The following is a 23185-nucleotide window of genomic DNA, read 5'->3' as shown; positions in this document are numbered from 1 at the left end:
GAGTGACGGACGGTGTACGAGAGCGATTACGAGCGCTGCCGCGCCGGGCGCGCTGGACCCTCGTGGTGTACGCGGGCGGATTCCTGGAGGGGACCTGCGCCCATGTCCTCGACCTGGTGCGCGGCGGACTTCACGCCTATGCCGGCTTCGGCTCCCTTCCGCTGCAGGTGTTCTTCGTCGCCCTGGTGGTCTTCGACCCCCTGGTCGCCGTCCTGGCGCTGCGGGTGCGGCCCCTGGGCATCCGGCTGGCGGGTGTCGTGATGACGCTGGACGTCCTCGCCAACTGGTACGTCAACTGGCCCTGGGTGAAAGAGGATCCGGCAGGCCTGCTGCGGCCCGTGGGGCTGCTGCCCATCACCCTCTTCGGGGCGTTCGTCCTCGCGTCGCTGCTTCCCCTGCTGCGCGCCCTGGCCGGTGGCCGGGTCCTGCGCAACGGCTGATCTCCCCGTGGCGCCGCCCTCGTTGATCCGGAAGGATGCGGCACGGCAGTCCGGTCCCGACGGAAATGGAGCGCATCGATGACCCCTGCGGCCCCCCACGACCTCGTCGTCACCCAGGCCACCCTCGCCGACTGGCCGGTGATCGCCGGATGGGCGGCGGCGGAGGGCTGGAATCCGGGACTGTCCGACGGGCCCGCGTTCTTCGCGCAGGATCCGGACGGGTTCTTCCTCGGCCGTATCGACGGGGAGCCGGTGTCGGCCATCTCCGTGGTGAACCACGGAGAGGAGTACGCCTTCCTGGGCTGCTATCTGGTCCGCCCCGACCTGCGCGGCCATGGCCACGGCCTCACCACCTGGAAGACCGCCCTCGCCCATGCCGGCAACCGCACCGTCGGCCTGGACGGCGTCGTCGCCCAGCAGGACAACTACCGCCAGTCGGGGTTCGAACTGGCCTACCGCACCATCCGGTTCACCGGGACGGCCCCGCAGGGCGGGACGCCCGCCGGGGTCCGTCCGGCGGGCCCCGCCGACCTCGCCGCGATCACCGCCTACGACAGCTCCTGCCACCCGGCCGACCGGCCGCGCTTCCTCGCCGAGTGGCTCACCGGCCCCGGACACCGGGCCTTCGTCCGCCACGACGGCGCCCGGCTCACCGGCTACGGCGTGCTCCGTCCCGGACACGACACCCTGCGCGTCGGCCCCCTCTTCGCGGACACCGCCGACGACGCCCGCGCCCTGTTCGCCGCCCTCACGGCCGAGGCCGCGGGAGACCAGGTCGCCATCGACGTGCCCGAGCCGAACGCGGCCGGTGTCGCACTCGCCGAAGCGGCCGGATTCCAGGCCTCGTTCGAGACAGCCCGCATGTACACCGGGCCGGTGCGTGAGTACGCCCGGCACCGCGTGTTCGGCGTCACCACGCTCGAACTCGGCTGAGATACGGGTGCGTTGTGCCCGGAAGCGGCTGTGCAACTCCCGCACCTGTGGCGCCGGCTCCGACTCCGGCCCCTAGACAGCCACACTGGGCGCGACCTCCTGGACCGGCAGCGACCGCATTGGCGCTTCCGGGACCGGGCGAGTTGCACCCGCCCGCCGAGTGCGTGACCCTCGAGACGGCCGCCCTGCTCCAGGGGCACTCGACCGCATCCAGTCCCGCATCGACTGCCCGGCCCGCTACTGCGACCGGCTCAGCGCCCACCTGGCCGCCGTACGCCCGGAGGCCGGTGCGGAAATCCCGTTGCCCCGGGCCGGTCCGGCATGGTCGAGTCGGGGCATGGATCACTCGGCGGTGCTCGCCCTCTACGACCGGGACATGCGCGAGAACGCGACTCCCGACGGCCCTGGTGCCCGTATCGAACGGACCGGCGCGGTGGTGCGTCATGTCGCGGACGCGCAGGGATGGAACGGTGTGCTCTGGTCCGGTCTGGACGCAGCCGACGCGGACCGGGCGATCCACGACCAGATCGCCTACTTCACCGGCCTCGGCCGCGACTTCGAGTGGAAGCACTACGGCCACGACCGGCCGGACGACCTCGGCGCCCGGCTCCTCGCCGCCGGATTCCGGGCCGAGCCCGAGGAGACGCTGATGGCCGCCGAGACCGGCCGGCTCGCCATGGACGCCGAACCTCCCGAGGGCATCCGTCTCGTGCAGGCCACCGACGCGGCCGGCGTCGACCTCGTGGTGGAGGTCCACGAGAAGGCGTTCGGCACCGACGGCAGCCGGCTGCGGCACCGGCTGCTCGCCGGCCTGGCCGCCGACCCCTGCATGGTCGTGGCCGTGGTCGCGCTGGCCGGGGACGAACCCGTGAGCGCCGCCCGGATGGAGCTGGTGCCCGGCACCCGGTTCGCCGGGCTGTGGGGCGGCGGCACCGTCGAGGCCTGGCGGGGCCGGGGCGTCTACCGCGCCCTGGTCGCCCACCGCGCCCGCGTCGCCGCCGCCCACGGCTACCGCTACCTCCAGGTCGACGCCTCGCCCATGAGCCGCCCGATCCTGGAACGCCTCGGCTTCCATGCGCTGAGCACCACCACCCCGTATCTGTACGGGCGCTGACTTCGCGTCAGCGACGGACGCGGGCCCGGTCCAGTGCCGCGATCCCGACCGCGGCCAGGGCGATCTGGATGAACCACTCGATCCAGTCGGGCCCCTTGGTGTCTGCGACCCCGAACCCGGCGGCGATCGCCGAGCCCAGCAGCGCGGCCACGATGCCGACGACGATGGTCCACAGGATGCCGATGTGCTGTCGTCCGGGGACGACCAGACGCCCCAGGGCGCCGATGACGAGTCCGATGACAATGGCGCTGATGATGCCCGAGATATGCATGTCCACCCCTTTTGGTCGAGCCTCCCGCTCACCGTCTGCCCGCTGAGAGCGGCGGTAGTCCGCTCCGGTCATTGCCGGGACTTTCTGTTCATCGGGCCTTCATGCCATGTACCTTTCAACCACTCGACGCGTGTAGAACCCTCAAGCGGGCTCTACGCGCGCAGACTTGGCGCCGCACCGCCTCTCCCCACCCCTCATGGAGGTTCGCCGGATGCTTGGATCCAGGAGATCCCGCCGCAGACTCACCACCGCCCTGGCCGGTTTCGGGCTGCTCCTCACCGGAGCAGCCGTCCAGGTCGGCAGCGGCACCGCCGCCCACGCGGCGACCACGCACCGCATCCTGTTCGACAACGCCCACGCCGAGACGGCGGGCAACGCCGACTGGATCATCTCCACCAGCCAGCCCGACCCGCTCGGCGAGAACCCCTCCCCGTCCGCCGAGACCGACTGGACCGGCGCCCTGTCCTCCTGGGGCGTGGCGCTGCAGAAGACCGGCGACTACAGCCTGAAGACGCTGCCCTCGGGCTCCAGCCTCAGCTACGGCGGCTCGTCGTCGACCGACCTGTCGAACTTCGACACGCTGGTACTGCCGGAACCCAACACGCTGTTCACGAGCGCCGAGAAGACGGCGATCATGAACTTCGTGAAGAACGGCGGCGGTCTGTTCATGATCTCCGACCACACCGGAGCCGACCGCAACAACGACGGCTACGACGCGGTCAAGATCCTCAACGACCTGATGACGAACAACAGCGTCGACTCCACCGACCCGTTCGGCTTCTCGATCGACTCGCTCAACATCAGCTCCGACCACCCGGCGGCGATCAGCGACAGCACCGACCCGGTGCTGCACGGTTCCTTCGGCACGGTCACCAAGAGCCTGATCGCCAACGGCACCACCGCCACCCTCAAGCCCGCCGACAACTCCGCCGTCAAGGGCCTGCTCTACCGCACCGGTTACTCCGGCAACACCGGCGCCTTCTTCCTCACCAGCACCTTCGGCAGCGGCCGCGTCGCCTTCTGGGGCGACAGCTCCCCGATCGACGACGGCACCGGCCAGTCGGGCAACACCCTGTACGACGGCTGGAACGACACCAGCGCCACCAACGCGGCCCTCGCCCTCAACGCCACCGCCTGGCTGGCCGGTTCGGGCACCAGCAGCGGCGGTGGAGGCGGCGGTGGCGGCACCGGCACCTGCACCGCCGCCCAGCTCCTCGGCAACAGCGGCTTCGAGTCCGGCAACACCACGTGGAGCGCGTCCAGCGGGGTCATCACCAACTCGACCGGTGAGTCGGCTCATTCCGGCTCCTACTACGCCTGGCTCGACGGCTACGGCACCGCCACCACCGACACCCTGTCCCAGTCGGTGACCATCCCGTCCGGCTGCTCGACGGCCACGCTCAGCTTCTATCTGCACATCGACACGGCCGAGACCTCGACCAGCACGGCCTACGACACCCTCAAGGTCCAGGTCCTGGGCAGCTCGGGCACGGTCCTCGGCACCCTGGCGACGTACTCGAACCTCAACGCCGCCTCCGGTTACACCCAGCGCAGCTTCGACCTCAGCAGCTACGCCGGGCAGACCGTCACGCTGAAGTTCACCGGCACCGAGGGCTCCCAGTACCAGACGTCGTTCGTCGTCGACGACACCGCGCTCAACGTCAGCTGAACCGGCCGGGGGTGGGCCGCACCGGTCCACCCCCGTTCCGTCAGAGCGCCGGCACCGTCCGCTCCGGAGTGTTCCAGCCGGAGATCCGCACCCACGGCGCCGAGCCGTGCAGATCGCCCGTCCGGCAGGTGGCGGTCAGCGTCACCGACTCGCCCGGCCACAGGCTCACCTCGTTGTCCGACCAGCGAACCGGCAGCACCGGCTTTCCCTGCGCGTCCACGAGGTGGACGTCCGTCAGCAGCGCCGGGGTCTTCCCGCTCCCGGTGTTCCGCAGGGTCACGGTGGTGGTCGACGTGCCGTCCGAGGACTCCGTGGCCGCCGTAGCCGACACCGGCACCTGCGCCATCGAGGCGAGCCCCTTGAGATCGGCGTAACTCGTCGTCGGCGTGTAGTACCAGGTGGTGCCGGACCAGTCGAGGGTGTCGGGCCGGGTGGAGAGCCAGTACACGTTCCGGTTCACCTCCTTGCCGTCCGCGTCCGTCAGGACCAGGCGGAGCAGATACGTCGACGACAGTCCGCCCACGGAGGACGGCAGGGTGAGGGCGGTGCCGTGCGCCCCGTCGCCGTTCACCGTCAGACCGGTCACGGTCTTGTCGTACCTCTGTGTGCCGTCGGGGTCGAACAGCGTGGCCCGGGCGGTGAGTCCGGTCCCGGAGCCGTGGTGATGGTTGACGACCACGACCGAGCGGTTGTCGTACGAGTACTGGATGTGCAACGGCTCGTCGGCCTTCTTCGCGCCGAAGTAGGCCCCGCCCTGATCCAGATAACGGTCCGTCAGTTGCCAGTGCAGGGATGTCCAGCCGCTGTTGAACATCCAGTGGATCACTCCGGTGGAGGGCTTCGAGGAGTCCGTGGCATTGCGCTGGTACGCCTCGTACTGGGCGCGCACGGCCTCGTACTGGGCCAGCTGGGCCTTGCGCACATAGTCGGCGAGGCTCTTCGGGGCGCCGTAGCGGCCGGTGAGGGCGGCGTCGTAGATCTTGAGGGTGCCGAAGACCGGGGACGGCGAGCGATGGTACTGCCGCGCGTCCGGGTCCTTCCAGAGGGTGTCCAGTTCGGCCGGGGTCAGCATGCGGCGCAGCGTGTCGAGGGTGGGGATGCTGGGGCCGGCGCTGGTCTCGGAGTTGAAGCCGGTGGCCCCGCCCTCGCGCTTCGCGTACCAGTAGCCGGGGGGCACCCAGTCGTACGGCCCGGTCATCTTCATGCCCGAACTGCCGAGCTGCGGTGAGGAGTTGTCGGAGGCCGCGGAGACCACCGGATCGGGCCAGTCGGCGGACTTCAGGGCGTCCAGGTAGGTCTTCTCGATCCTCGCGTCGGGCGCGAAGTCGCTGCCGATCAGGAAGGAGATCACGCTCGGATGGTCGCGCAGCCGGGCGGCCTCGGCGGCCATGGAGGCCTGCGCCACCGGATAGTCGGCCTCGGTCCACGGCTCGCCGGTCTCGCTGCCGTTGACGTTGCCCTCCCACTTGTCGCAGCACTCCCAGCCCGGCAGCGTGAGGATGCCGTAGCGGTCGGCCAGGTCGAAGAACTCGTCGGGCTCCAGGTGCCCTTCCAGGCGGATCGTGTTCAGGCCCAGGTCGAGGGCGTACTTCAGCCGGTCCTCGACATAAGTGGTGTCCCAGCGCAGGAACTCGTCCGGGGACCAGCCGCCGCCCTTGATCAGCAGGTTCCGGCCGTTGATCCGGTACTGACGCGCGCCGTCCGCGTTCAGCGGCGCCTGGACGTCGCGGATGCCGAAGCTCTCGTGCGCGGTGTCCGAGGCCGTCCCGGCGACGGACGCGGTGAGGGCGAGGTCGTACAACGGCTGTCCGCCCATCCCGGCCGGCCACCACACCTTGGGCGAGGTGAGACGCAGGCTCGGGGTGTCGGCGGGGGAGAAGGTGACGGTCTTCGTCTCGTGGGCGGCGAGCGGGACCTGCCGGGTGAAGGCGGTCGCGCCGATGCGTCCGGTGACCTCGGCGGTGACGGCGGAGCCGGTGTCGTTGCGGGCCTGTGCCTTCACCGTCAGGTCGGCGGAGGCGAGCGACGGCACGGCGAGCCTGGTGATCACGTGTGCGTCGCGCAGCGCCACGGGGCCGCCCCGGCGCACCCGGACGTCCCGGACGATGCCCATGTTCCGGTCGGACGGCGGCTGGAGCCAGTCGATCCAGCCCATGGTGAGGTCCGTGTTCGGATCGTTGGGCTGGACGCGGAAAGCGACCGTGTTGGTGCCGGACCCGACCAGTGCGGTGATGTCCAGCTCGTGGTGCGTGTAGGCGCCGGTGACGTCGGCGGCCCTGGCCACCTGCCGGCCGTTCACATAGACGTCGGCCGCCGAGATCACCCCGCTGAAGTCGAGGAAGGTGCGCCGCGCGGTGTCGTCGACGGTGAAGTCCGAGCGGTACCACCAGGGGACCTGGAAGTCGGCCTTCGGGATCTTCTGCTGGTTGGTGGAGAAGAACGGATCCGCGTACACGCCGTCGGCGAGCAGCGCGGCCAGGACCGTCGAGCGGGGGCCCGCCGGATACCAGCCCCGCGCCGGATAGCCCGGGGAGGAGACGGCGGCCGGGGTGTCGCTCACCTTCGCCGAAGACTGGATGGCGTAACCGGCGAGCGGTGTGTCGGTGCCGGCCGCCGAGGGCACGCGGGTGGTCCGTGCGGGCTCGTGCGGTGGTGCCGGTTGCCGGGCGCCGGCCCAGGCGCCGCCGGTCAGAGAGCCGAGCAGGCCGAGGAGCAGCGCGGTGACGGCGTACCGGCGTCCGAGGGCGGGGCGAGGGAACATGCAGAGGCTCCGGGCTCGTAAAGTTAGGAAACTTTACTAACCTGGCTCAAGCTAGGGGGCCTCGCGGGCCGTGTCAACGAGCGTGGCCGCAGTGGCCGTTGGCGGGGTCAGGTTCCGGCCGTCCTGCGTTCGAACACCAGGTCCCGCGCCGTGTCCAGGGCCGTTGCCACCGCACCGAGGAGCACCGCGTCCTCACCGAGCCGGCTCGGTGCGATCCGCGGCCGCAGCGGGGTGAGGGCACGCACCTGCTCCTGGACCGGGCGCAGCAGCAGATCGATGCTGTGCCCGACACCGCCGCCGAGCACCACCAGATCCGGATCGAGCACGGCGGCGGCCGCCGCCACGGTGTGCGCGATCCGCTCGGCCTCCAGCTCCACCGCCCGCACAGCGGCCGGATCGCCCTGGCGGGCCGCGTCGAAGACCGCCTTCGCCGTGAGCTGCCCGCTCATCCCGAAGCCCCGGGCGGCCTCCACCACGGCCACCCCGGACACCGCGTCCTCCAGCCGCTCCGGCTTCTGCCGGCCCGGCCAGGGCAGGAAGCCGATCTCGCCCGCCAGCCCGTGCGCCCCCGTGAACAGGCGTCCCTCGCCCACGACGCCCATGCCGAGGCCGGTGCCGATCAGGATGTACGCGAACAGTCGACTGCCCGTTCCCACGCCGTACGTGTACTCGCCGAGAGCGGCCAGGTTGGCGTCGTTGTGCACCTCCAGCGGTACGCCCAACTCCTCGCGCATCCGGTCGACGAGCCCGGCGCGCCCCCAGCCCGGCAGGTGCATCGCGTACCGGACCCGCCGCTGCTTCTCGTCGTAGACACCCGGCGTGCCCACCACTCCGTGCACCACCTCGGCCGGGTCCACCCCCGAGCTCGCGATCACCTGCCGGGCGGTGCCCACGACCAGATCGGCCAGTGCGGCGGAGGCGCGGGTCCGGTTGCGTACGTCGGCGCGGGCGACGACGGTGCCGTCCAGGTCGACCACCGCCACCCGCAGCCAGCCGCGGCCGATGTCCACGCCGAGCGCGTACCCGGCGGCCGGGTCGGGGGCGTAGAGCACGGCGGTGCGCCCGCGCTCCGGGGCCTGGGTGCCGACCTCGTGCACCAGGCCCGCCGTCTCCAGGGAGGCCAGCGCACTGGAGACCGTCGGCTTCGACAGTCCGGTCTCCCGGGCCAGTTGGGCACGCGACGCCGCGCCGAGGGCGCGCAGCCGGTCCAGCAGCAGCCGCTCGTTGGTGCTGCGCAGCCGTCGGCGGCTCCAGGGCTGTTCCTGCTGCTCTTCGGCGTCACTGACGGTCATCGGACCATTCTCATGTATTCGCGGCGCATACTTGACGCCTCTAGTAAGGCTCCTTAACTTTATCGCCCAGTCAGCCCGCCGGGTGCCGTCGAGTGCGCCCGTGGCGTCAGGAGTCCCCATGTCCGGTAGTCCGCCACCCTCGGGTGGTTTCGTCCGCCGTGTAGGCCTGTTCCAGGCCACGGCCATCAATATGAGCCAGATGTGCGGCATCGGGCCGTTCGTGACGATTCCGCTCATGGTCACCGCCTTCGGCGGCCCGCAGGCGGTCATCGGCTTCGTCGCGGGCGCCGTGCTCGCGCTGTGCGACGGACTGGTCTGGGCCGAGCTGGGCGCCTCGATGCCCGGCTCCGGCGGCAGTTACGTCTATCTGCGCCAGGCCTTCCAGTACCGCACGGGCCGGCTGATGCCGTTCCTCTTCGTGTGGACGGCGATGCTCTTCATCCCGCTGATCATGTCCACGGGAGTCGTCGGCTTCGTCCAGTACCTGGGCTATCTGGCCCCCGATCTCGGGCAGACGGCGGGCGATCTGATCGGCCTCGGCATCATCGTCCTGGTCGTGCTCCTGCTCTGGCGCGGTATCGAGCACATCGCCCGGATCACCGCCGTGATGTGGGCGGTGATGATCGCCTCGGTGCTGCTGGTGATCGTCGCCGCGGCGACCGACTTCAGCCCGCACCTCGCCTTCACCTACCCGTCGGGCGCCTTCGACCTGACGAGCAACCACTTCTGGCTCGGCTTCGCCGCGGGCCTGACCATCGGCATCTACGACTACCTCGGCTACAACACCACCGCGTACATGGGAGCCGAGATCAAGGACCCGGGCCGTATTCTCCCGCGTTCGATCCTCTTCTCCATCCTCGGCATCATGGCGATCTACCTGCTCCTGCAGATCGGCACCCTCGGTGTCATCGACTGGCACCGGATGGCCGACCCGCACGACATCGCCTCGACCTCGGTCGCCTCGGCGGTGCTGGAGAAGACCTGGGGCAAGGGCGCCGCCGACACCGTGACCGTGCTGATCCTCGTCACCGCGTTCGCCTCGGTCTTCACCGGGCTGCTGGGCGGTTCCCGGGTGCCCTACGACGCCGCCCGCGACCGCGTCTTCTTCCGGCCGTACGAGAAGCTGCACCCCAAGCACCGCTTTCCCGTGCTCGGCCTCGCGACGATGGGCGTGATCACGGCGGTCGGCTTCCTGATCGGCCGGCACACCGACCTTGCGACTCTGATCCAGTTGCTCACGACGGTCATGGTGATCGTGCAGGCGCTCGCCCAGATCGTCGCCCTGACCGTGCTGCGCAGACGCCAGCCGGGCCTGCGCCGCCCGTACCGGATGTGGCTCTACCCCCTGCCCAGCCTCGTCGCCTTCGCCGGCTGGTGCGTGATCTACGGGTACGCGGACAAGAACTCGCCGGGCCGCCACCCCATCGAATGGTCCCTGGCCTGGCTGGCCCTCGGCTGTGTGGCCTTCGTCGTGTGGGCGCGGCTGGAGAAGGTGTGGCCGTTCGGGGAGCGGGAGATCAGCGAGGAGTACCTGGCGGGCACGGACCCGGACGTCGCCCCCGCGGCATGACCAACTGGCCTGCTACGGGATAGAGTTACGGCAGTCTTCGCAAGCCTCCCCGGCCCGGACCCGAGTCCGCCGGGGAGGCTTTCGTTCATGACCGAAACCGCGCTTGCCCATGTCGCCGTCCGCCCGGCGACCGCCGAGGACCGGCCCACCGTGGACCGGCTGTGGCTGATGTTCCGCCATGACCTCTCTGCCTTCCGGGGCGTCCTGCCCGCCCGCGACGGCACCTTTAGCGACCGAACGGGTCGAGAGCGCCTTCACCCGTCCCGGCTGGGCGCCCTACCTGTTCGAGTGCGGCACACACCCGGCCGGCTTCGCGTTCGTCCGCGGACTCGACGGCCCGGTGCGGGTGCTGAACAGCTTCTTCGTGGTGCGCGGGGCGCGGCGCAGGGGCGTCGGGCTGCGGGCCGTACGCGCGGTATTCACCCGGCATCCGGGGCCGTGGGAGATCGCCTTTCAGCAGGACAACCCGTCCGCCGTGGCCTTCTGGCACCGGGTCGCCGCGGACCTCGCCCAGGACGCCTGGACCCGCGAACTCCGGCCGGTGCCGGGGCGCCCCGAACTGCCCCCGGACGTGTGGCTGTCCTTCCGCGTCGAGGCGGCCGTACCACCGCTCGGGCCTGCCCACCCTTGACATGCAAGTGATTGCCTGCATAACGTTGAGTGTGCAATCAGGAGACGACACAGGGATGGACAAGGTCTTCAAGGCGCTGGCCGACGACACGCGCAGGCGCCTGCTGGACCGGCTCCATGAGAACAACGGCCAGACCCTGGGCGAACTGTGCGAGCGCATCGCCATGACGCGCCAGTCGGTCACCCAGCATCTGGCGGTCCTGGAGGCCGCCAACCTGATCAGCACGGTGCGGCGGGGGCGGGAGAAGCTGCACTACCTCAACCCCGTGCCGCTCCATGAGATCCAGGAGCGGTGGATCGACAAGTTCGAGCGCCCGCGCCTGAGCGCGCTCGGCGCCCTGAAGCGACGAGCTGAGGAAGCCATGACCGACAAGCCGAGTTTCGTGTACGTCACCTACATCGCGAGCACCCCGGAGAAGGTGTGGGAGGCGCTCACCGACGCCGACCTGACGGCCGCCTACTGGGGTCACCGCAACGAGTCCGACTGGCGCCCCGGCTCCCGCTGGGCGCATGTGCGCACCGACGGTTCCGGCATCGCCGACGTGGTCGGAAAGGTGGTGGAGAGCGAGCCGCCCACCCGGCTGGTCACCACGTGGGCCGCGCCCGACCAGGAGGGTCAGGAGGACCGGCACTCCCGTGTCACCTTCGAGATCCGCCCGTACGAGGACATCGTCCGGCTGACGGTCGTCCACGAAGACCTGGGCGACGAGGGCGAGCGCTCGGACGTCGCCTCCGGCTGGCCGGCCGTGCTGTCCAACCTCAAGTCGCTGCTGGAGACGGGCCGGACCCTGCCGCAGGAGCCCTGGCTGGTGCCGGGCCGCTGAGCGGACGCGAGCGGGGCCGGTCCGCCTGTGCGGACCGGCCCCGGGTACTCCCGTACTTCCGGTTCTTCCTTTCGGTGCGTCTCCTGTCACGGCCTGGGCGTGCTCCGCGCCGCCGTACCGGCACAGACCAGGCCGAGCACGAGCGCGAGTGCGCCGATGATGACGTTGTTGATGATCACGCCCTTGTCCGGGCCACTGCCCACGATCCAGGGGGCGATGATCAGCCAGATGCCCATGGCGCACATGGCCCAGCTGAGGCCGTACATCCGCTCGGGGGCCCGGGTGAATCCCAGTGCCAGCAGCCCTATCGCTACGCCTATGATCAGGTTGTGCGTCATGAGCGCGGGCTGGCTCGTCGTGTAGTGCACGATCCACGGAGATGCCGCGCAGTAGAGCCCGAGCAGGAACACCGGCCCGTCCACGAGCGCCACATCACGACCGCCGAGCATGCGGGCGTAGCGTGCCCGCATTTCGGAGACATCGGGGTGGGTCGATATGTCACCCCTGTGCAGGTTGGCCATGACTCGTCTCCTTTGACTTGCAGGCCAGACCATGTCTGGTGCGGTGTGCGTTTACCACCGTGTTCCCAGTTTGCTCTTATTTTTTCTTTATGAGTAGGCCCTGTGCGCATACCCGGATGTCAGTCCGCCGTCAGCCGGCTGCCTCGGCCCGGGTGCCGTTCGCGTCCTGACCAACCGGCCCTGGCACACTGCGGGTTCATGACACGAGAACCGAACGAGGTCACCGGGGCCGTCACCTGGGGTCTGCTGGCCGCATGGGCCGCGCACGACACCGAGGAAGTGGTCATGGTGCCGCGGTGGGTGCGCACCCAGGTGCCGGAGCTGCGCAAGAGGTTCCCCCGGATGCCGGAGACGGTGTGGCGGCGGCTGGAGTCCGTCGACGGGCGGGAGTTCACCACCGCCGTCGGCGCGATGGCGGTGGTGCTGGCCGCCGCGTGTGCCGACGGCCACCGGACCGGGGGCCGGTCCGCCGTCTACCAGACCGCGCTCAACGCCTTCGGGGTGCACGGCCTGGTCCATTTGGCCCAGGCTGCGGCGATACGCGGCTACACCCCGGGCTCCGCGACCACGCCCCTCGTGGTGCTCCCGTTCACCCTGTGGGCCCGCGGCCGGCTCCGCCGCTCCGGTGCCCTGCGCCCCACCCGCGCACGGCATCTGGCCGAGGGCCTGGCCTTCGCGGCGGCGGCCACGGTCGTCACCCACACAGTGGCCCAGGGCGTGCTGCGCCGGCGGTGACGGCAGTACTCCCGGCCGGCGGTGATGCCGAGGTCCCGGCTCAGGTGCCGCCCAGCGCCCGCAGATGCGCCGACCGCGTCTCCGCCGTCTGCCCCTGCACCAGCAGGAACAACGCCTCCCGGGCGAGGCGCTGGGCCCGGCTCGTCAGGGCCATCGACCGTCCGCCCCCGGCGACCACCGCCGCCGTGGTCGCCGTACGCAGCACCTCGTACGCCTCCGCGCGCACCGCCAGCCGCTCCGCGACCCGCTCCAGCGGCGCCGGATGGTCGGCCAGGGCGTAGGCGCGCCGGCGCACGTCGGCCAGGCGAGCGCGCAGTGGCGCGGCCGTGTCCTCGTCCGGCAGGCAGAGAGCGGCCTCCGCGACGCCGAAGACGGCAGGGTTGGCGTTCAGCGTTCTGGCCCGGTCCCCGGGCGCCCACCGCTCGTACGGCGTATGCAGGGCCACCGCCTCCTCCGGCAGCCACAGGCCGGTCAGCTCCAGGGAGACCGTGCGCGAGGCGGTGAGCGCCGCGAGGCGCATCGGCTCCGAGGCCCGCAGCCCCGGCTGGTCGCGGGCTTCGGCGAACGCGAACAGAACCTCGCCCGCTTCGGTCGTCCCCGCGAGCAGCATCACGTCGTTCAGGCCCCACCCGGTGTACCAGGGCACGGTTCCGTCGAACCGCCAGCCGTCGCCCTCCCGGCGGACCCGCACCGGCACGCGCGGATACGACCGCAGATGCGCGTACGCCACCCCGGACAGCAGCTCCCCACGCGCCAGCGGCCCCAGCAACCGCTCGCGAACGGGCAGGTCGCTCTGGGCCAAGGTCTGCACCGGTGTGTGGTGCTGGGTCTGCACGAACCAGGTCGCACAGCACGCCCCGGACAGGATCTCCGCGATCCGGCGGACCACGTCCGGCGGCGCGCCCGAGCCGCCGTACCCGACCGGAGCGCCCGCTCCGAGCAGCCCCGACCGTTTGACCGCCTCGATGTGGCTCGCCGGCACGCCTTCCCGGTCGACCCGCTCGGCCTCGGGAATCAGCAGGTCCGAGGCGAGCCGGTGGGCGCGGTCGAGGAGCGGATGCGCGGTGGAGGCTGTCATACGGAAGATTCTTTCGAAGATTTCTTCCGGCGCCGTGTCGATCCGGAGGCGGGCCGTTCGTGTAGGAGGTGACACAGACCCGAGAGACCCTTGAGTCACCGAGGAGGACGTCATGAAGCACTACCTGCTCAGCGTGGTCCAGCCGGCCGGCGGGACCCCGCCGCCCACCGAGGCCCTCGCCGAGATCATGCGCAACGTCGAGGCCTTCAACGACGAGCTGCGCGCCGCCGGGGCCTGGGTCTTCGCAGGCGGCCTGCACGGCCCGGAGACCGCCACCATGCTGCGCCCCAAGGACGGCGAGGTGCTCATCACCGACGGCCCCTATGCCGAGGGCAAGGAGTACCTGGGCGGCCTCTGCCTGATCAGGGCCGCCGATCTCGACGAGGCGCTGGAGTGGGGCCGCAAGGCCGCCCTCGCGACCACGCTGCCCATCGAGGTGCGGCCCTTCGTGGACCAGCACTAGCGTCTCCGCCGAACACCTCGGGAGGCTGGTTCATGCCAGCCTCTCGTCCTTGATCGCCAGTTGCTGGTCTCCCCGCCGGTAGCCCACGGTGCGGATGCCGAGCGCGTCCTTCAGCTGTCGGGCGGGCACGACCTGGGGAGCGGGGGCGGGTGCCTGCCCCGGCTTGGGCAGCGGGTAGGCGGTGGTGGTGGCGGAGTGGAAGGTGATGTTGCCCTCCGTCTTGGTGAACAGCTGGTGGACGTGCCCATTGAGACAGGTGACCGAGGAGAAGCGGCGCAGCAGCGAGATCACCTTCAACGCGTCGTCGGTGCTCCAGCCCCACTTCGGGTACATGGCGAACAGCGGGATGTGGCTGAAGACCACGACGGGGGTGTCCGACGGCAGACCCGCGAGGTCCTTGCGGACGAAATCGATCTGCTCGGTGCCGAGGTGACCCAGCTTCTCCAGGCTCAGGGTGTTGACCAGGGCGACGAAGTGCACACCGTGGGTGTCGAAGCTGTACCAGCCGTCGCCGAGCGTGCCCTTGCCGAAGGCCTGCCGGTAGGCGCGGCCCGCGTCGCCGATGGAGTCGTGCTCGCCCGGCACGGTGAAGACACGATCCGTCCGCAGTCCGGCCAGCATCTGCCTGACCTGGTCGAACTGTCCCGCCGTGGACAGGTGGGTCAGGTCGCCGCTGTGCATGACGAAGTCGGGCCTGTACCCGAGCCCGTTGACCCGATGGATCGCTTCGGTGAACGAGCCGACCACGTCCGTGTTGGCCGGGCCCTGGAAGCCGATGTGGCTGTCGGAGACCTGCACGAACCGCAGGGCACCGTTCGGTGCCGCGGCCGCCAGGGCGGTGCCGCCCCCGGAGTCGGCGACATGGCTGATCACCTCTCCACCGGCCACGGTGAGCACGACGGCTCCGCCGAACCATCCGGCGTGCCACATGAGCTGACGCCGTGTCATGCCGTGTTCGGAAGAGGGTTCTTCGGCGCCGCCGACCGGTGCCGCGCTCGGCTGGTCGTCGTATGCGGTCATGAGGTCACCTCCACGGTGCCGGTCATGAACGGATGGATGGTGCAGAGGTAGGCGTAGCTGCCGGGCTTGGTGAACGTGTAGGTGTACGCGCCGTGCTGGGCGAGGGAGGACGAGTGCAGCGGGCCGCCCGAGCCGGCGCTCGTGACGGTGTGGGCGTCGGTGTCCTGATTGGTCCAGGTCACCGTCGTGCCCGCCCTGACCTTCAGCGTGGCCGGGGAGAACGCGAAGTTCTTGATCGTCACGGTGTTCGCGGTCACCGGTGTGGCGGCCGTACCGCTGCTCGGAGAGGACATGGGCATGGGCATGCCGGGTGTGCCGGCCAGTTGATGCTGACCCGGGCCGGGCGTGAGGGAGCCGGGGTCCGAGGCGCGGGGCGAGTGACCGCACGCGCTCAGGAGTCCCAGTACACCCGCGGTGGCGACGGCCAGCCCGGCCGCACCGCGCGATCGTCGGCCCAGGGGGCGGAAGTTGACGTACATGATGTGCATTCCCCACTGATCAGGTGATGCCGTGTGCGACGGCTCATGCCTGGTTTCACGGGCGGCGATGTCGCGTGGTTCGGTCGATACGCATCTTTTTCTCGCTTATCGCTGCTTCACGGCAGTAACTCGGCATGGCACGACAAATGCACGGATATGCGTGATGATCGGCCTATGCCATGGAGTGCCCGAAAACGTGGTGAAGCGGCCGATCCGAAGCGCTCCGGGCGCCGTGTCTCGGGTAACGGGACCATTTCGACCACGGACGAGGAACTGCTCCGGGCTCTGTATGCCGAGCACGCAGGCCCTCTGTTCCACTACGTACTGCGACTGACGTCAGGAGACCGGCAGTGGGCCGAGGATGTCGTGCAGGAGACCTTGCTGCGGGCATGGCAGCACCCCGCCGCGTTCGACCCCGCGCGCGGCCCGGCCCGGGCCTGGCTGTGCACGGTCGCCCGGCACCTGGTCATCGACACGCACCGGGCCCGGCAGGCGAGGCCGGTGGAGGTGGGCGGCGAGGCCCTGGAGCGGGCCGCGCAGACGGCGGGCGAGGACCGGATCGAGCAGGCGTTGCAGAGCTGGGCCGTGGCCGACGCCCTCCGGACGCTGTCCGCGGAACACCGCGCCGTACTGCTGGAGACGTACTACCGGGGCCGGACCGTGGCGGAGGCCGCGCGGGTGCTGGGCATCCCGCCGGGCACCGTCAAGTCGCGCACGTACTACGCCCTGCACGCCCTGAAGCTGGCACTGCGGGAACGGGGCATCGAGCCATGACCACGGCATGGAGGAGGTGCCGGCCATGAACGCGGACCACGAGGCCCTCCGGCTGGCGCTCGGAGCATACGTCCTGGGCGCGCTGGCCCCGGCGGAGGCGGAACGGGTGCGTGCGCACCTCGCTGAATGCGACGGGTGCCGGGCGGAACACGCCGAGCTGGCCGGACTTCCGGCGCTGCTCGCGACGGTCACCGCGGCGGAGGCCGAGGGCCGGCCCGTGCCCGCCGGCGACGAGGACCCTGCCGATCGGCTGGTACGGCGGGCGGCGGAGAGCACCGGGGGCTCACCCCAGCCGCCGCCCGGCACATCCACGGCGCCTCGGGCCCCCGAGGCGGGACTGCTCGACCGGATGCTCCAGCAAGCCGCCGCCAGGCGCCGCAGGTCCTGGCGGCGGCAACTGGCCGGTGCGGTCGCGTCGCTGACGCTGGTCGCCGGGGCCGCGGTCGGCGGCACCTGGCTGGCGATCGGCGGAACCGTGACCGGTCAGGCGACACGACCCGCACCGGTCACGCCGGCACCGTCGCGCGTCTTCTCCGGAAGCGACCCCGGCACCGGCGTCACCGCTTCGGTGCGGGTCTCCCCCTCGGCGTGGGGCAGTGTGCTGCAGATCTCCGCCCATGGGGCACCCGCGGGCATCACCTGCCGGTTGCAGGCGGTCGGGCCCGGGGGAACCAGGTCGGAGGGCGCCACCTGGCGTGCGGGGACGTATCCGCCCGGCACCACCGTCCCCGGGGCGGTCCCCCTGTCCCCGGCGGCCATCGAGCACTTCGAGATCGTCGCGGGCAACGGCCAGAAGCTGGTCACGATCCGGGCGTGAACCGATCCGGGGATGAGTCAAAGAAGTTGGACAAAAAGGGCGAACAGCTCGAACCATATGCGCTCGTCGTCCGTAGAACTGAATGAGTTCTCACATTCGGGTTCCTACGCAGAAGAGCCGGAAGACCATGTTCGTGACCGATTCCGCCCGTGCCGGCTCACCCCCCGCACGGTCCTGCCGCCACCAGGCGGTCCTCACGCTACCCGCGCAGGAGGCGCATGTCCCCGCCGCCCGTCATCTCGCGGCGGAGCTGCTGGAGTGCTGGTGCGTGCCCGAGAGCGAGCGGGACTCCGCCGTCCTCATCGTCGACGAACTCGCCGCCAACGCCGCCCAGTACGGCCGCGAACGCATGACGCTGCTGCTCGCCCTCGACGGTGGCACCCTGCACATCGTGGTCAGTGACTCCGGAACGGCGGTCGAGCGCGTCCGCCATGACGTGGCCCCGGACGAGCACGGCCGCGGCACCGGCATCGTCGACTCCCTCGCCCAGTCGACCGAGGTGCACCACACGCGCGGTGGCCGAGAGGTCCGCGCCTGTCTGCGCTGTTCGGCATGATCGAGCCCGTACGCTTCCGGCGATCGCAGAAGGGCACGGGCGCGCATGGCGCACACCGTCGATGTCGAGGCCGTCTTCCGCGCCGAGTACGGGCGTGCGGTCTCCGTCCTCGTCCGATTCCTCGGCGACATCGATCTCGCCGAGGAAGCGGTGCAGGACGCCTTCACCACCGCCGTACGCACCTGGCCGGAGTCCGGCGTGCCGCCGAGCCCGGCGGGCTGGATCATCACCACCGCACGCAACCGGGCCATCGACCGGCTCCGCCGCGAGTCCTCCCGGGACGCCCGGCACGCCGAGTCCGCCCGGCTGTACGCGCCCGACGCGCCGGCTGAGGAGGGCCCCGTGCGGGACGACCGGCTCCGCCTGATCTTCACCTGCTGCCACCCCGCGCTCGCCCTCCAGGCCCGGGTCGCCCTCACCCTGCGCCTGCTCGGCGGCCTGAGCACCGGCCAGATCGCCCGCGCCTTCCTGGTGCCGGAGCCGACTCTGGCCCAGCGGCTGGTCAGGGCCAAGGCCAAGATCCGGGACGCGGGCATCCCGTACCGCGTGCCCAGCGACGCCGATCTGCCCGAACGGCTCGGCGGTGTCCTCGCCGTCGTCTACCTGATCTTCAACGAGGGCTACACCGGCGACCCGGCCCTGGGCGCGGAGGCGCTCCGGCTCGGCCGGCTGCTCGCCGCGCTGATGCCGGAAGAGCCCGAGGTGACCGGCCTGCTCGCGCTGATGCTGCTGACCGAGTCCCGGCGGCCGGCCCGGCAGGGCGCGGACGGCGTCCTCGTCCCGCTGCCCGAGCAGGACCGCACACTGTGGGAGCGCGAGCTGATCGCCGAGGGCCAGGACCTGGTCCGGCACTGCCTGCGCCGCGGCAGGCCCGGGCCGTACCAGATCCAGGCCGCGATCAACGCCGTGCACAGCGACGCGCCCACCGCCGAGGCCACCGACTGGGACCAGATCCTGCGCCTGTACGACCAGCTCATGGCCGTGGCGCCGTCCCCGGTTGTCGCCCTGAACCGTGCGGTCGCCGTGGCCGAGGCTGAGGGGCCGGCCAGGGCGCTCGGCCTCGTCGACTCCCTCGACCTCGGCCGGTATCACGTGCTGCACGCCGTCCGTGCCGACCTGCTGCGCCGCCTGGGCCGCACCGCCGAGGCCGCCGCGGAGTACGGCCTGGCCGCCGAACTGGCCGGCAGCGAGGCCGAGCGGGGCTACCTGGAGCGGCGCCGCCGGGAGACGCACCCCGACACGACGTGACCCGCGTCACCATGATCGGCCGGAATGAACTTGAGGACGTGAAAGGTTGGCAAATACACCCAACCCGACGACCCGCGCCCGGGCCGCAACCGCCCGTGCACCACCAGCGAGGCACACCTGTGAACCGTCCCGCCATCGAGCAGCCCGCCGACATCGTGGCCCGGCTGCGCGCCACCTTCGCCACCGGCCGCACCAAGCCCGTCGAGTGGCGCACCGGCCGGCTGCGTCAACTGCGCGCGATGCTCATCGAGGGCGGCGCCGACCTCGCCGCCGCCCTCCGCGCCGACCTCGGCAAGAGCAGCACCGAGGCGTACCGCACCGAGATCGACTTCACCATCCGCGAGATCGACCACACCTTGGAGCACCTGGCGGACTGGCTGCGCCCGGAGCCGGCGCCCGTCCCGGCCCACCTCGGCGCCGACGCGACGGCCTGGACGCAGTACGACCCCCTCGGCGTCGTCCTGGTCATCGCCCCCTGGAACTACCCGGCGCAGCTGCTGCTCGCCCCCATGGTGGGCGCCCTGGCCTCCGGCAACGCGGTCGTTGCCAAGCCGAGCGAGCTGGCCCCGGCCACCTCGGCCGCCCTCGCCGAGCTGATCCCGGCCTACCTGGACACCGACGCGGTCGCCGTGGTCGAGGGCGGGGTCCCGGAGACCACGGCCCTGCTGGCCGAGCGCTTCGACCACATCTTCTACACCGGCAACGGCGCCGTCGGCCGGATCGTGATGCGCGCCGCCGCCGAGCACCTCACCCCGGTCACCCTCGAACTGGGCGGCAAGTCCCCGGTGTTCGTGGACCGCGGCACCGACCTGGACGTGGTCGCGGACCGGCTGGCCCGCGGCAAGTTCCTCAACGCCGGGCAGACGTGTGTCGCGCCGGACTACGTCCTGACCGACCCGGAGACGGCCGCCGCCCTGGAGGCCGCGCTGGCGCGCGCGGTGGAGGCGCTGTTCGGCGCCGACCCGGCCGAGTCGCCGGAGTACGGCCGGATCGTCAACGAACGGCACTTCGACCGGCTCTCCGGCCTGCTCGGCTCCGGGCGGATCGCGGTCGGCGGCGAGAGCGACCGCATGGCGAAGTACATCGCGCCGACCGTCCTCGCGGACGTCGACCCCACGTCGCCCGTCATGCAGGAGGAGATCTTCGGCCCGATCCTGCCCCTCGTCACGGTGTCCGGCCTGGACGAGGCGATCGCCTTCATCAACGACCGGGACAAGCCGCTCGCCCTCTACGTCTTCAGCGAGTCCGAGCGGACCCGTGCGCGCATCGCCGCCGAGACCTCGTCCGGCGGCCTCGGCCACGGCCTTCCCCTCGCCCATCTCACCGTCTCCGACCTGCCGTTCGGCGGGGTGGGGGAGAGCGGCACGGGCAGCTACCACGGGCGCTACTCCATCGAGACGTTCAGCCACCGCAAGGCGGTCCTGCACAAGCCGCTGGGCTGAATTCCCTTGCACGGCAGGCCGGGTGTGCGAAACTCCGCCGAATGACCGTTCAAACGATCACCGCGGAAGCCTCCGGCACCTTCGAACTCGGTGACCTGCCCGTCCACCGCATCGGCTTCGGAGCGATGCGGCTGACGGGCAGCGCCGCGTTCCACCTCGGCACGCCCAGCGACCGCGCCCGCTCGATCGCCGTGCTGCGCCGGGCCGTCGAACTGGGCGTGAACCACATCGACACCGCAGCCTTCTACTTCTCCGCCACGCGCTCGGCCAACGAACTGATCAACACCGCCGTCGCCCCGTATCCCGAGGACCTGGTCATCACCACCAAGGTCGGCCCCTTCCGCGACTACCACGGCGAGTGGGGGGACCCGGCGCGCCCCGACCAGCTGCGCGGCCATGTGGAGGAGAACCTGCGCCAGCTCGGGCGCGACCACCTCGACGTCGTCAACTTCCGCCGGCAGGAGCAGGATTCGATCGCCGAGCACTTCGGCGCGCTCGCCGAACTGCGTGAGGCCGGCCTGATACGCCACCTGGGCATCTCGGGTGTCGGGCCGCGCCACCTCGCCGAGGCACTGGAGATCGCCCCGGTGGTGTGCGTGCAGAACCGGTACGCCCTGGACCGGCCCGATCCCCTCGACGACGAGATGCTGCGCCTGTGCGGCGAACACGGCATCGCGTTCGTCCCCTTCTTCGCCGTCGCGGGCCAGGCCGGACCGCGGGCGGCGGCCGACACCCATGACGACACCGTGCGCGACATCGCCCGCGCCCACGGAGTGAGCCCCGCGCAGCTCCGCATCGCCTGGACCCTGCACCAGGGTCCCCACGTCCTCGCCATACCCGGCACCGGCAACCCGGACCACGTCGCCGAGAACGTCGCGGCGGGCGCGCTGCGCCTCACAGCGGACGAACTGGCCCGGCTCGACGCCCTGCACACCCCGGCGAGCTGACGCTCCCGGCCGCCGCCCGGGGACCTTCTCCTGGAAGGCGGCCCCGCCGGGCATCGGGTCCCCTGTCGCCCGGACGGCGGCCCCGTACGATCGGCCCTCCCACAATGGGTGCGGGGGCACAGCCGTACGAAGACTCGATTGACTACCATCGTGTAGACGGTCGCCCGGGCCGCACACGAAGACGGGGTGAGGGACGTTCCATGACCGAGGCGAAGGACGAGCGCCGGCCGGCCGGCGAGCTCGAGGCGAGCGTCATGGCCGCACTCTGGGCCGCGGGCGGACCGCAGACGCCCGGCCAGGTCCAGCGGAGCCTCGGCGCGGACCTGGCCCGTACGACGGTGACCACGATCCTCACCCGCCTGCACGAGAAGGGCGTCGTCGAGCGGCACCGCCAGGGCCGCGGCTACGCCTACCTCCCGGTCCGGGACGTCCAGGACGCCCACGGCCTCACCGCCCGCCGGATGCACAGCGAACTCGACCGGGACAGCGACCGCCAGACCGTCCTCGCCCGCTTCGTCGCCCAGCTCAGCCCCGACGACGAACGGATCCTGCGGGACCTGCTCGAACCCGACGAACGATGACCGCGCTCCTGCTGCTGCCCCTGCTGCTGCCGTTCGCCCTGCCGGCCCTGGCCCGCCGGGCCCTGGACCGGCTGGCCCCGGCCGCCGCACTGTGGGCCGTCACCGGCTGTGCGGTGGTCCTCGCCGGTTGCTCGCTGGCCGCGCTCGGCTCGTTCGTGCTCATCGGGCTGCTCAAGGTCCCGCTCTTCGCCGCGCTCGGCGAGCTGATACACCCGCTGCGCACCGCCTCCGACCTCGTCGTGCTGCCGGCCGCCGCGACCTCCGTCGGCGCGCTCGCCGTCTGCGGCTGGACCCTCGTGCGCTCGGTGCTGCACCAGTCCCGCGCCTTCCGCGCGGCCCGCACGGAGGCCGGGCACGGCCCCTCGGCCGGCGATCTGTGCGTGGTGGACTCGCCGCGCCCGGACGCCTACGCGCTGCCCGGCCGCCCGCACCGCATCGTCGTGACCACCGCGATGCTGCGCAGCCTGGACGGCCCCGAGCGGGAGGCGCTGTTCGCCCACGAACGGGCGCACAACGACGGCCATCACCACTACTTCCTCGCCGCCGCCGAACTCGCCGCGCACTGTCATCCGGCGCTCCGCCCGGTCCGCGGGACCATCCGCCTCGCCGCCGAGCGCGCCGCCGACGAGGCCGCCGCCGCGAGCGTCGGCGACCGGCGCCTGACCGCCCGGGCCATCGCCCGCGCGGCCCTCGCCGGACAGGCGGCCCGCTCAGCCCACTCCGAGCGCCCCGACTTCGCGCCCGCCGCGACCACCGGCCCCGTCCCGCAGCGCGTCCAGGCCCTGCTGGCCGCACCTCTGGTGCCCCGGGCCGGCCGTGCGATCGCCGCCCTGCTCATCGCCTGCACAGCCGTCTCCTGTGCCGCCTCGGTCGCCGGCATGGCCGACTTCCACCACCGGGTGGAGATCGCCCAGGGCGACGAACGGCCCTGACGCGCCACACCCGAGAACGGCCGCGGCAACCTTTCGGCAACCCTGGCGCAACGCGCGTAGACCAAGACTGGCGCCAGTGGAGTTTTAC

General features: G+C 71.4%; 23 protein-coding genes and 1 pseudogene. 17 read left to right on the top strand and 7 right to left on the bottom strand.

Features of this window, described 5'->3' with window-relative positions; all coding sequences use genetic code 11:
- The first annotated feature begins 2 nt into the window (after positions 1-2).
- The 3 genes from ACWCQS_RS32095 (at position 3) to ACWCQS_RS32085 (ending at position 2487) form a co-directional block, all read left to right on the top strand.
- A complete protein-coding gene (locus ACWCQS_RS32095) occupies positions 3-440 on the top strand; it encodes a hypothetical protein (protein WP_451007699.1) in 438 nt (145 codons plus the stop codon).
- 78 nt (positions 441-518) lie between these two features.
- Complete coding sequence (locus ACWCQS_RS32090) at positions 519-1373, top strand: GNAT family N-acetyltransferase (protein WP_451007698.1); 855 nt, start codon at positions 519-521, stop codon at positions 1371-1373.
- A gap of 337 nt (positions 1374-1710) precedes the next feature.
- Positions 1711-2487 carry a GNAT family N-acetyltransferase gene (locus ACWCQS_RS32085; protein ID WP_451007799.1) on the top strand — a complete coding sequence of 259 codons (777 nt, stop codon included), beginning with the start codon at positions 1711-1713 and terminating at the stop codon, positions 2485-2487.
- 7 nt (positions 2488-2494) lie between these two features.
- On the opposite strand, the gene ACWCQS_RS32080 is transcribed toward ACWCQS_RS32085, so the two are convergent.
- Complete coding sequence (locus ACWCQS_RS32080; RefSeq protein WP_451007697.1) at positions 2495-2758, bottom strand: GlsB/YeaQ/YmgE family stress response membrane protein; 264 nt, start codon at positions 2756-2758, stop codon at positions 2495-2497.
- 211 nt (positions 2759-2969) lie between these two features.
- Here ACWCQS_RS32080 and ACWCQS_RS32075 point away from each other — a divergent pair, with 211 nt between their 5' ends.
- On the top strand, positions 2970-4427 hold the full coding sequence (locus ACWCQS_RS32075) for a hydrolase (protein ID WP_451007696.1): 1458 nt from the start codon (positions 2970-2972) through the stop codon (positions 4425-4427).
- Between the two features lie 40 nt (positions 4428-4467).
- Here ACWCQS_RS32075 and ACWCQS_RS32070 read toward each other — a convergent pair whose 3' ends face one another.
- Together ACWCQS_RS32070 and ACWCQS_RS32065 are read right to left on the bottom strand one after the other, a co-directional pair.
- The gene (locus tag ACWCQS_RS32070; RefSeq protein ID WP_451007695.1) at positions 4468-7188 is read right to left on the bottom strand and encodes a glycoside hydrolase family 2 protein; all 2721 of its coding nucleotides are present in this window, start codon (positions 7186-7188) and stop codon (positions 4468-4470) included.
- Between the two features lie 107 nt (positions 7189-7295).
- Positions 7296-8480: an ROK family protein gene (locus ACWCQS_RS32065; RefSeq protein ID WP_451007694.1), complete on the bottom strand. Its 1185-nt coding sequence runs from the start codon at positions 8478-8480 to the stop codon at positions 7296-7298.
- Between the two features lie 118 nt (positions 8481-8598).
- Here ACWCQS_RS32065 and ACWCQS_RS32060 point away from each other — a divergent pair, with 118 nt between their 5' ends.
- From ACWCQS_RS32060 to ACWCQS_RS32050, 3 genes and pseudogenes are all read left to right on the top strand, one after another.
- The gene (locus tag ACWCQS_RS32060) at positions 8599-10050 is read left to right on the top strand and encodes an APC family permease (RefSeq protein ID WP_451007693.1); all 1452 of its coding nucleotides are present in this window, start codon (positions 8599-8601) and stop codon (positions 10048-10050) included.
- A gap of 87 nt (positions 10051-10137) precedes the next feature.
- Positions 10138-10681, top strand: a pseudogene (locus ACWCQS_RS32055) (GNAT family N-acetyltransferase).
- A gap of 55 nt (positions 10682-10736) precedes the next feature.
- The gene (locus ACWCQS_RS32050; RefSeq protein ID WP_451007692.1) at positions 10737-11504 is read left to right on the top strand and encodes an ArsR/SmtB family transcription factor; all 768 of its coding nucleotides are present in this window, start codon (positions 10737-10739) and stop codon (positions 11502-11504) included.
- 86 nt (positions 11505-11590) lie between these two features.
- On the opposite strand, the gene ACWCQS_RS32045 is transcribed toward ACWCQS_RS32050, so the two are convergent.
- Complete coding sequence (locus tag ACWCQS_RS32045; RefSeq protein ID WP_451007691.1) at positions 11591-12025, bottom strand: SPW repeat protein; 435 nt, start codon at positions 12023-12025, stop codon at positions 11591-11593.
- A 198-nt stretch (positions 12026-12223) separates the two neighbouring features.
- On the opposite strand from ACWCQS_RS32045, the gene ACWCQS_RS32040 reads away from it, so the two are divergent.
- On the top strand, positions 12224-12760 hold the full coding sequence (locus ACWCQS_RS32040; protein WP_451007690.1) for an HXXEE domain-containing protein: 537 nt from the start codon (positions 12224-12226) through the stop codon (positions 12758-12760).
- A gap of 40 nt (positions 12761-12800) precedes the next feature.
- Here ACWCQS_RS32040 and ACWCQS_RS32035 read toward each other — a convergent pair whose 3' ends face one another.
- The gene (locus ACWCQS_RS32035; RefSeq protein WP_451007689.1) at positions 12801-13838 is read right to left on the bottom strand and encodes an acyl-CoA dehydrogenase family protein; all 1038 of its coding nucleotides are present in this window, start codon (positions 13836-13838) and stop codon (positions 12801-12803) included.
- Between the two features lie 112 nt (positions 13839-13950).
- Here ACWCQS_RS32035 and ACWCQS_RS32030 point away from each other — a divergent pair, with 112 nt between their 5' ends.
- Positions 13951-14301 carry a YciI family protein gene (locus tag ACWCQS_RS32030; protein ID WP_451007688.1) on the top strand — a complete coding sequence of 117 codons (351 nt, stop codon included), beginning with the start codon at positions 13951-13953 and terminating at the stop codon, positions 14299-14301.
- 30 nt (positions 14302-14331) lie between these two features.
- Here ACWCQS_RS32030 and ACWCQS_RS32025 read toward each other — a convergent pair whose 3' ends face one another.
- On the bottom strand, positions 14332-15321 hold the full coding sequence (locus ACWCQS_RS32025; RefSeq protein ID WP_451007687.1) for a metallophosphoesterase family protein: 990 nt from the start codon (positions 15319-15321) through the stop codon (positions 14332-14334).
- Positions 15318-15800 carry a cupredoxin domain-containing protein gene (locus ACWCQS_RS32020; protein WP_451007686.1) on the bottom strand — a complete coding sequence of 161 codons (483 nt, stop codon included), beginning with the start codon at positions 15798-15800 and terminating at the stop codon, positions 15318-15320. Before ACWCQS_RS32020 ends, ACWCQS_RS32025 begins: the two co-directional genes overlap by 4 nt.
- Before the next feature lie 156 nt (positions 15801-15956).
- Here ACWCQS_RS32020 and ACWCQS_RS32015 point away from each other — a divergent pair, with 156 nt between their 5' ends.
- The 8 genes from ACWCQS_RS32015 (at position 15957) to ACWCQS_RS31980 (ending at position 23097) form a co-directional block, all read left to right on the top strand.
- The gene (locus ACWCQS_RS32015; protein WP_451007685.1) at positions 15957-16574 is read left to right on the top strand and encodes a sigma-70 family RNA polymerase sigma factor; all 618 of its coding nucleotides are present in this window, start codon (positions 15957-15959) and stop codon (positions 16572-16574) included.
- A 25-nt stretch (positions 16575-16599) separates the two neighbouring features.
- Positions 16600-17391, top strand: coding sequence for an anti-sigma factor (locus tag ACWCQS_RS32010; RefSeq protein ID WP_451007684.1), 792 nt, complete (start codon positions 16600-16602; stop codon positions 17389-17391).
- Positions 17392-17518: 127 nt separating this feature from the next.
- Positions 17519-17947: an ATP-binding protein gene (locus tag ACWCQS_RS32005; protein WP_451007683.1), complete on the top strand. Its 429-nt coding sequence runs from the start codon at positions 17519-17521 to the stop codon at positions 17945-17947.
- Positions 17948-17992: 45 nt separating this feature from the next.
- Entirely contained in the window at positions 17993-19195 is a 1203-nt protein-coding gene (locus ACWCQS_RS32000) for an RNA polymerase sigma factor (RefSeq protein WP_451007682.1), read from the top strand.
- A gap of 119 nt (positions 19196-19314) precedes the next feature.
- Positions 19315-20637: an aldehyde dehydrogenase family protein gene (locus tag ACWCQS_RS31995; RefSeq protein ID WP_451007681.1), complete on the top strand. Its 1323-nt coding sequence runs from the start codon at positions 19315-19317 to the stop codon at positions 20635-20637.
- Positions 20638-20678: 41 nt separating this feature from the next.
- Positions 20679-21584, top strand: a complete 906-nt coding sequence (locus ACWCQS_RS31990) for an aldo/keto reductase (protein WP_451007680.1) — start codon at positions 20679-20681, stop codon at positions 21582-21584.
- 200 nt (positions 21585-21784) lie between these two features.
- Entirely contained in the window at positions 21785-22165 is a 381-nt protein-coding gene (locus ACWCQS_RS31985) for a BlaI/MecI/CopY family transcriptional regulator (protein ID WP_451007679.1), read from the top strand.
- Positions 22162-23097 carry a M48 family metalloprotease gene (locus tag ACWCQS_RS31980; protein WP_451007678.1) on the top strand — a complete coding sequence of 312 codons (936 nt, stop codon included), beginning with the start codon at positions 22162-22164 and terminating at the stop codon, positions 23095-23097. Before ACWCQS_RS31985 ends, ACWCQS_RS31980 begins: the two co-directional genes overlap by 4 nt.
- Positions 23098-23185: the final 88 nt, after the last annotated feature.

The organism is Streptomyces sp. NPDC002076 (assembly GCF_053593835.1).
This window is presented reverse-complemented; position numbering and strand designations above follow the sequence as displayed.

What these genes read in the sequence shown, in the direction of transcription:
- ACWCQS_RS32090 (WP_451007698.1), top strand. Translation starts at nt 519, where the DNA reads ATGACCCCTGCGGCCCCCCACGACCTCGTCGTCACCCAGGCCACCCTC.
- ACWCQS_RS32085 (WP_451007799.1), top strand. Translation starts at nt 1,711, where the DNA reads ATGGATCACTCGGCGGTGCTCGCCCTCTACGACCGGGACATGCGCGAG.
- ACWCQS_RS32080 (WP_451007697.1), bottom strand. Translation starts at nt 2,758, where the DNA reads ATGCATATCTCGGGCATCATCAGCGCCATTGTCATCGGACTCGTCATC.
- ACWCQS_RS32075 (WP_451007696.1), top strand. Translation starts at nt 2,970, where the DNA reads ATGCTTGGATCCAGGAGATCCCGCCGCAGACTCACCACCGCCCTGGCC.
- ACWCQS_RS32070 (WP_451007695.1), bottom strand. Translation starts at nt 7,188, where the DNA reads ATGTTCCCTCGCCCCGCCCTCGGACGCCGGTACGCCGTCACCGCGCTG.
- ACWCQS_RS32065 (WP_451007694.1), bottom strand. Translation starts at nt 8,480, where the DNA reads ATGACCGTCAGTGACGCCGAAGAGCAGCAGGAACAGCCCTGGAGCCGC.
- ACWCQS_RS32060 (WP_451007693.1), top strand. Translation starts at nt 8,599, where the DNA reads ATGTCCGGTAGTCCGCCACCCTCGGGTGGTTTCGTCCGCCGTGTAGGC.
- ACWCQS_RS32050 (WP_451007692.1), top strand. Translation starts at nt 10,737, where the DNA reads ATGGACAAGGTCTTCAAGGCGCTGGCCGACGACACGCGCAGGCGCCTG.
- ACWCQS_RS32045 (WP_451007691.1), bottom strand. Translation starts at nt 12,025, where the DNA reads ATGGCCAACCTGCACAGGGGTGACATATCGACCCACCCCGATGTCTCC.
- ACWCQS_RS32040 (WP_451007690.1), top strand. Translation starts at nt 12,224, where the DNA reads ATGACACGAGAACCGAACGAGGTCACCGGGGCCGTCACCTGGGGTCTG.
- ACWCQS_RS32035 (WP_451007689.1), bottom strand. Translation starts at nt 13,838, where the DNA reads ATGACAGCCTCCACCGCGCATCCGCTCCTCGACCGCGCCCACCGGCTC.
- ACWCQS_RS32030 (WP_451007688.1), top strand. Translation starts at nt 13,951, where the DNA reads ATGAAGCACTACCTGCTCAGCGTGGTCCAGCCGGCCGGCGGGACCCCG.
- ACWCQS_RS32025 (WP_451007687.1), bottom strand. Translation starts at nt 15,321, where the DNA reads ATGACCGCATACGACGACCAGCCGAGCGCGGCACCGGTCGGCGGCGCC.
- ACWCQS_RS32020 (WP_451007686.1), bottom strand. Translation starts at nt 15,800, where the DNA reads ATGTACGTCAACTTCCGCCCCCTGGGCCGACGATCGCGCGGTGCGGCC.
- ACWCQS_RS32015 (WP_451007685.1), top strand. Translation starts at nt 15,957, where the DNA reads ATGCGTGATGATCGGCCTATGCCATGGAGTGCCCGAAAACGTGGTGAA.
- ACWCQS_RS32010 (WP_451007684.1), top strand. Translation starts at nt 16,600, where the DNA reads ATGAACGCGGACCACGAGGCCCTCCGGCTGGCGCTCGGAGCATACGTC.
- ACWCQS_RS32005 (WP_451007683.1), top strand. Translation starts at nt 17,519, where the DNA reads ATGTTCGTGACCGATTCCGCCCGTGCCGGCTCACCCCCCGCACGGTCC.
- ACWCQS_RS32000 (WP_451007682.1), top strand. Translation starts at nt 17,993, where the DNA reads ATGGCGCACACCGTCGATGTCGAGGCCGTCTTCCGCGCCGAGTACGGG.
- ACWCQS_RS31990 (WP_451007680.1), top strand. Translation starts at nt 20,679, where the DNA reads ATGACCGTTCAAACGATCACCGCGGAAGCCTCCGGCACCTTCGAACTC.
- ACWCQS_RS31985 (WP_451007679.1), top strand. Translation starts at nt 21,785, where the DNA reads ATGACCGAGGCGAAGGACGAGCGCCGGCCGGCCGGCGAGCTCGAGGCG.
- ACWCQS_RS31980 (WP_451007678.1), top strand. Translation starts at nt 22,162, where the DNA reads ATGACCGCGCTCCTGCTGCTGCCCCTGCTGCTGCCGTTCGCCCTGCCG.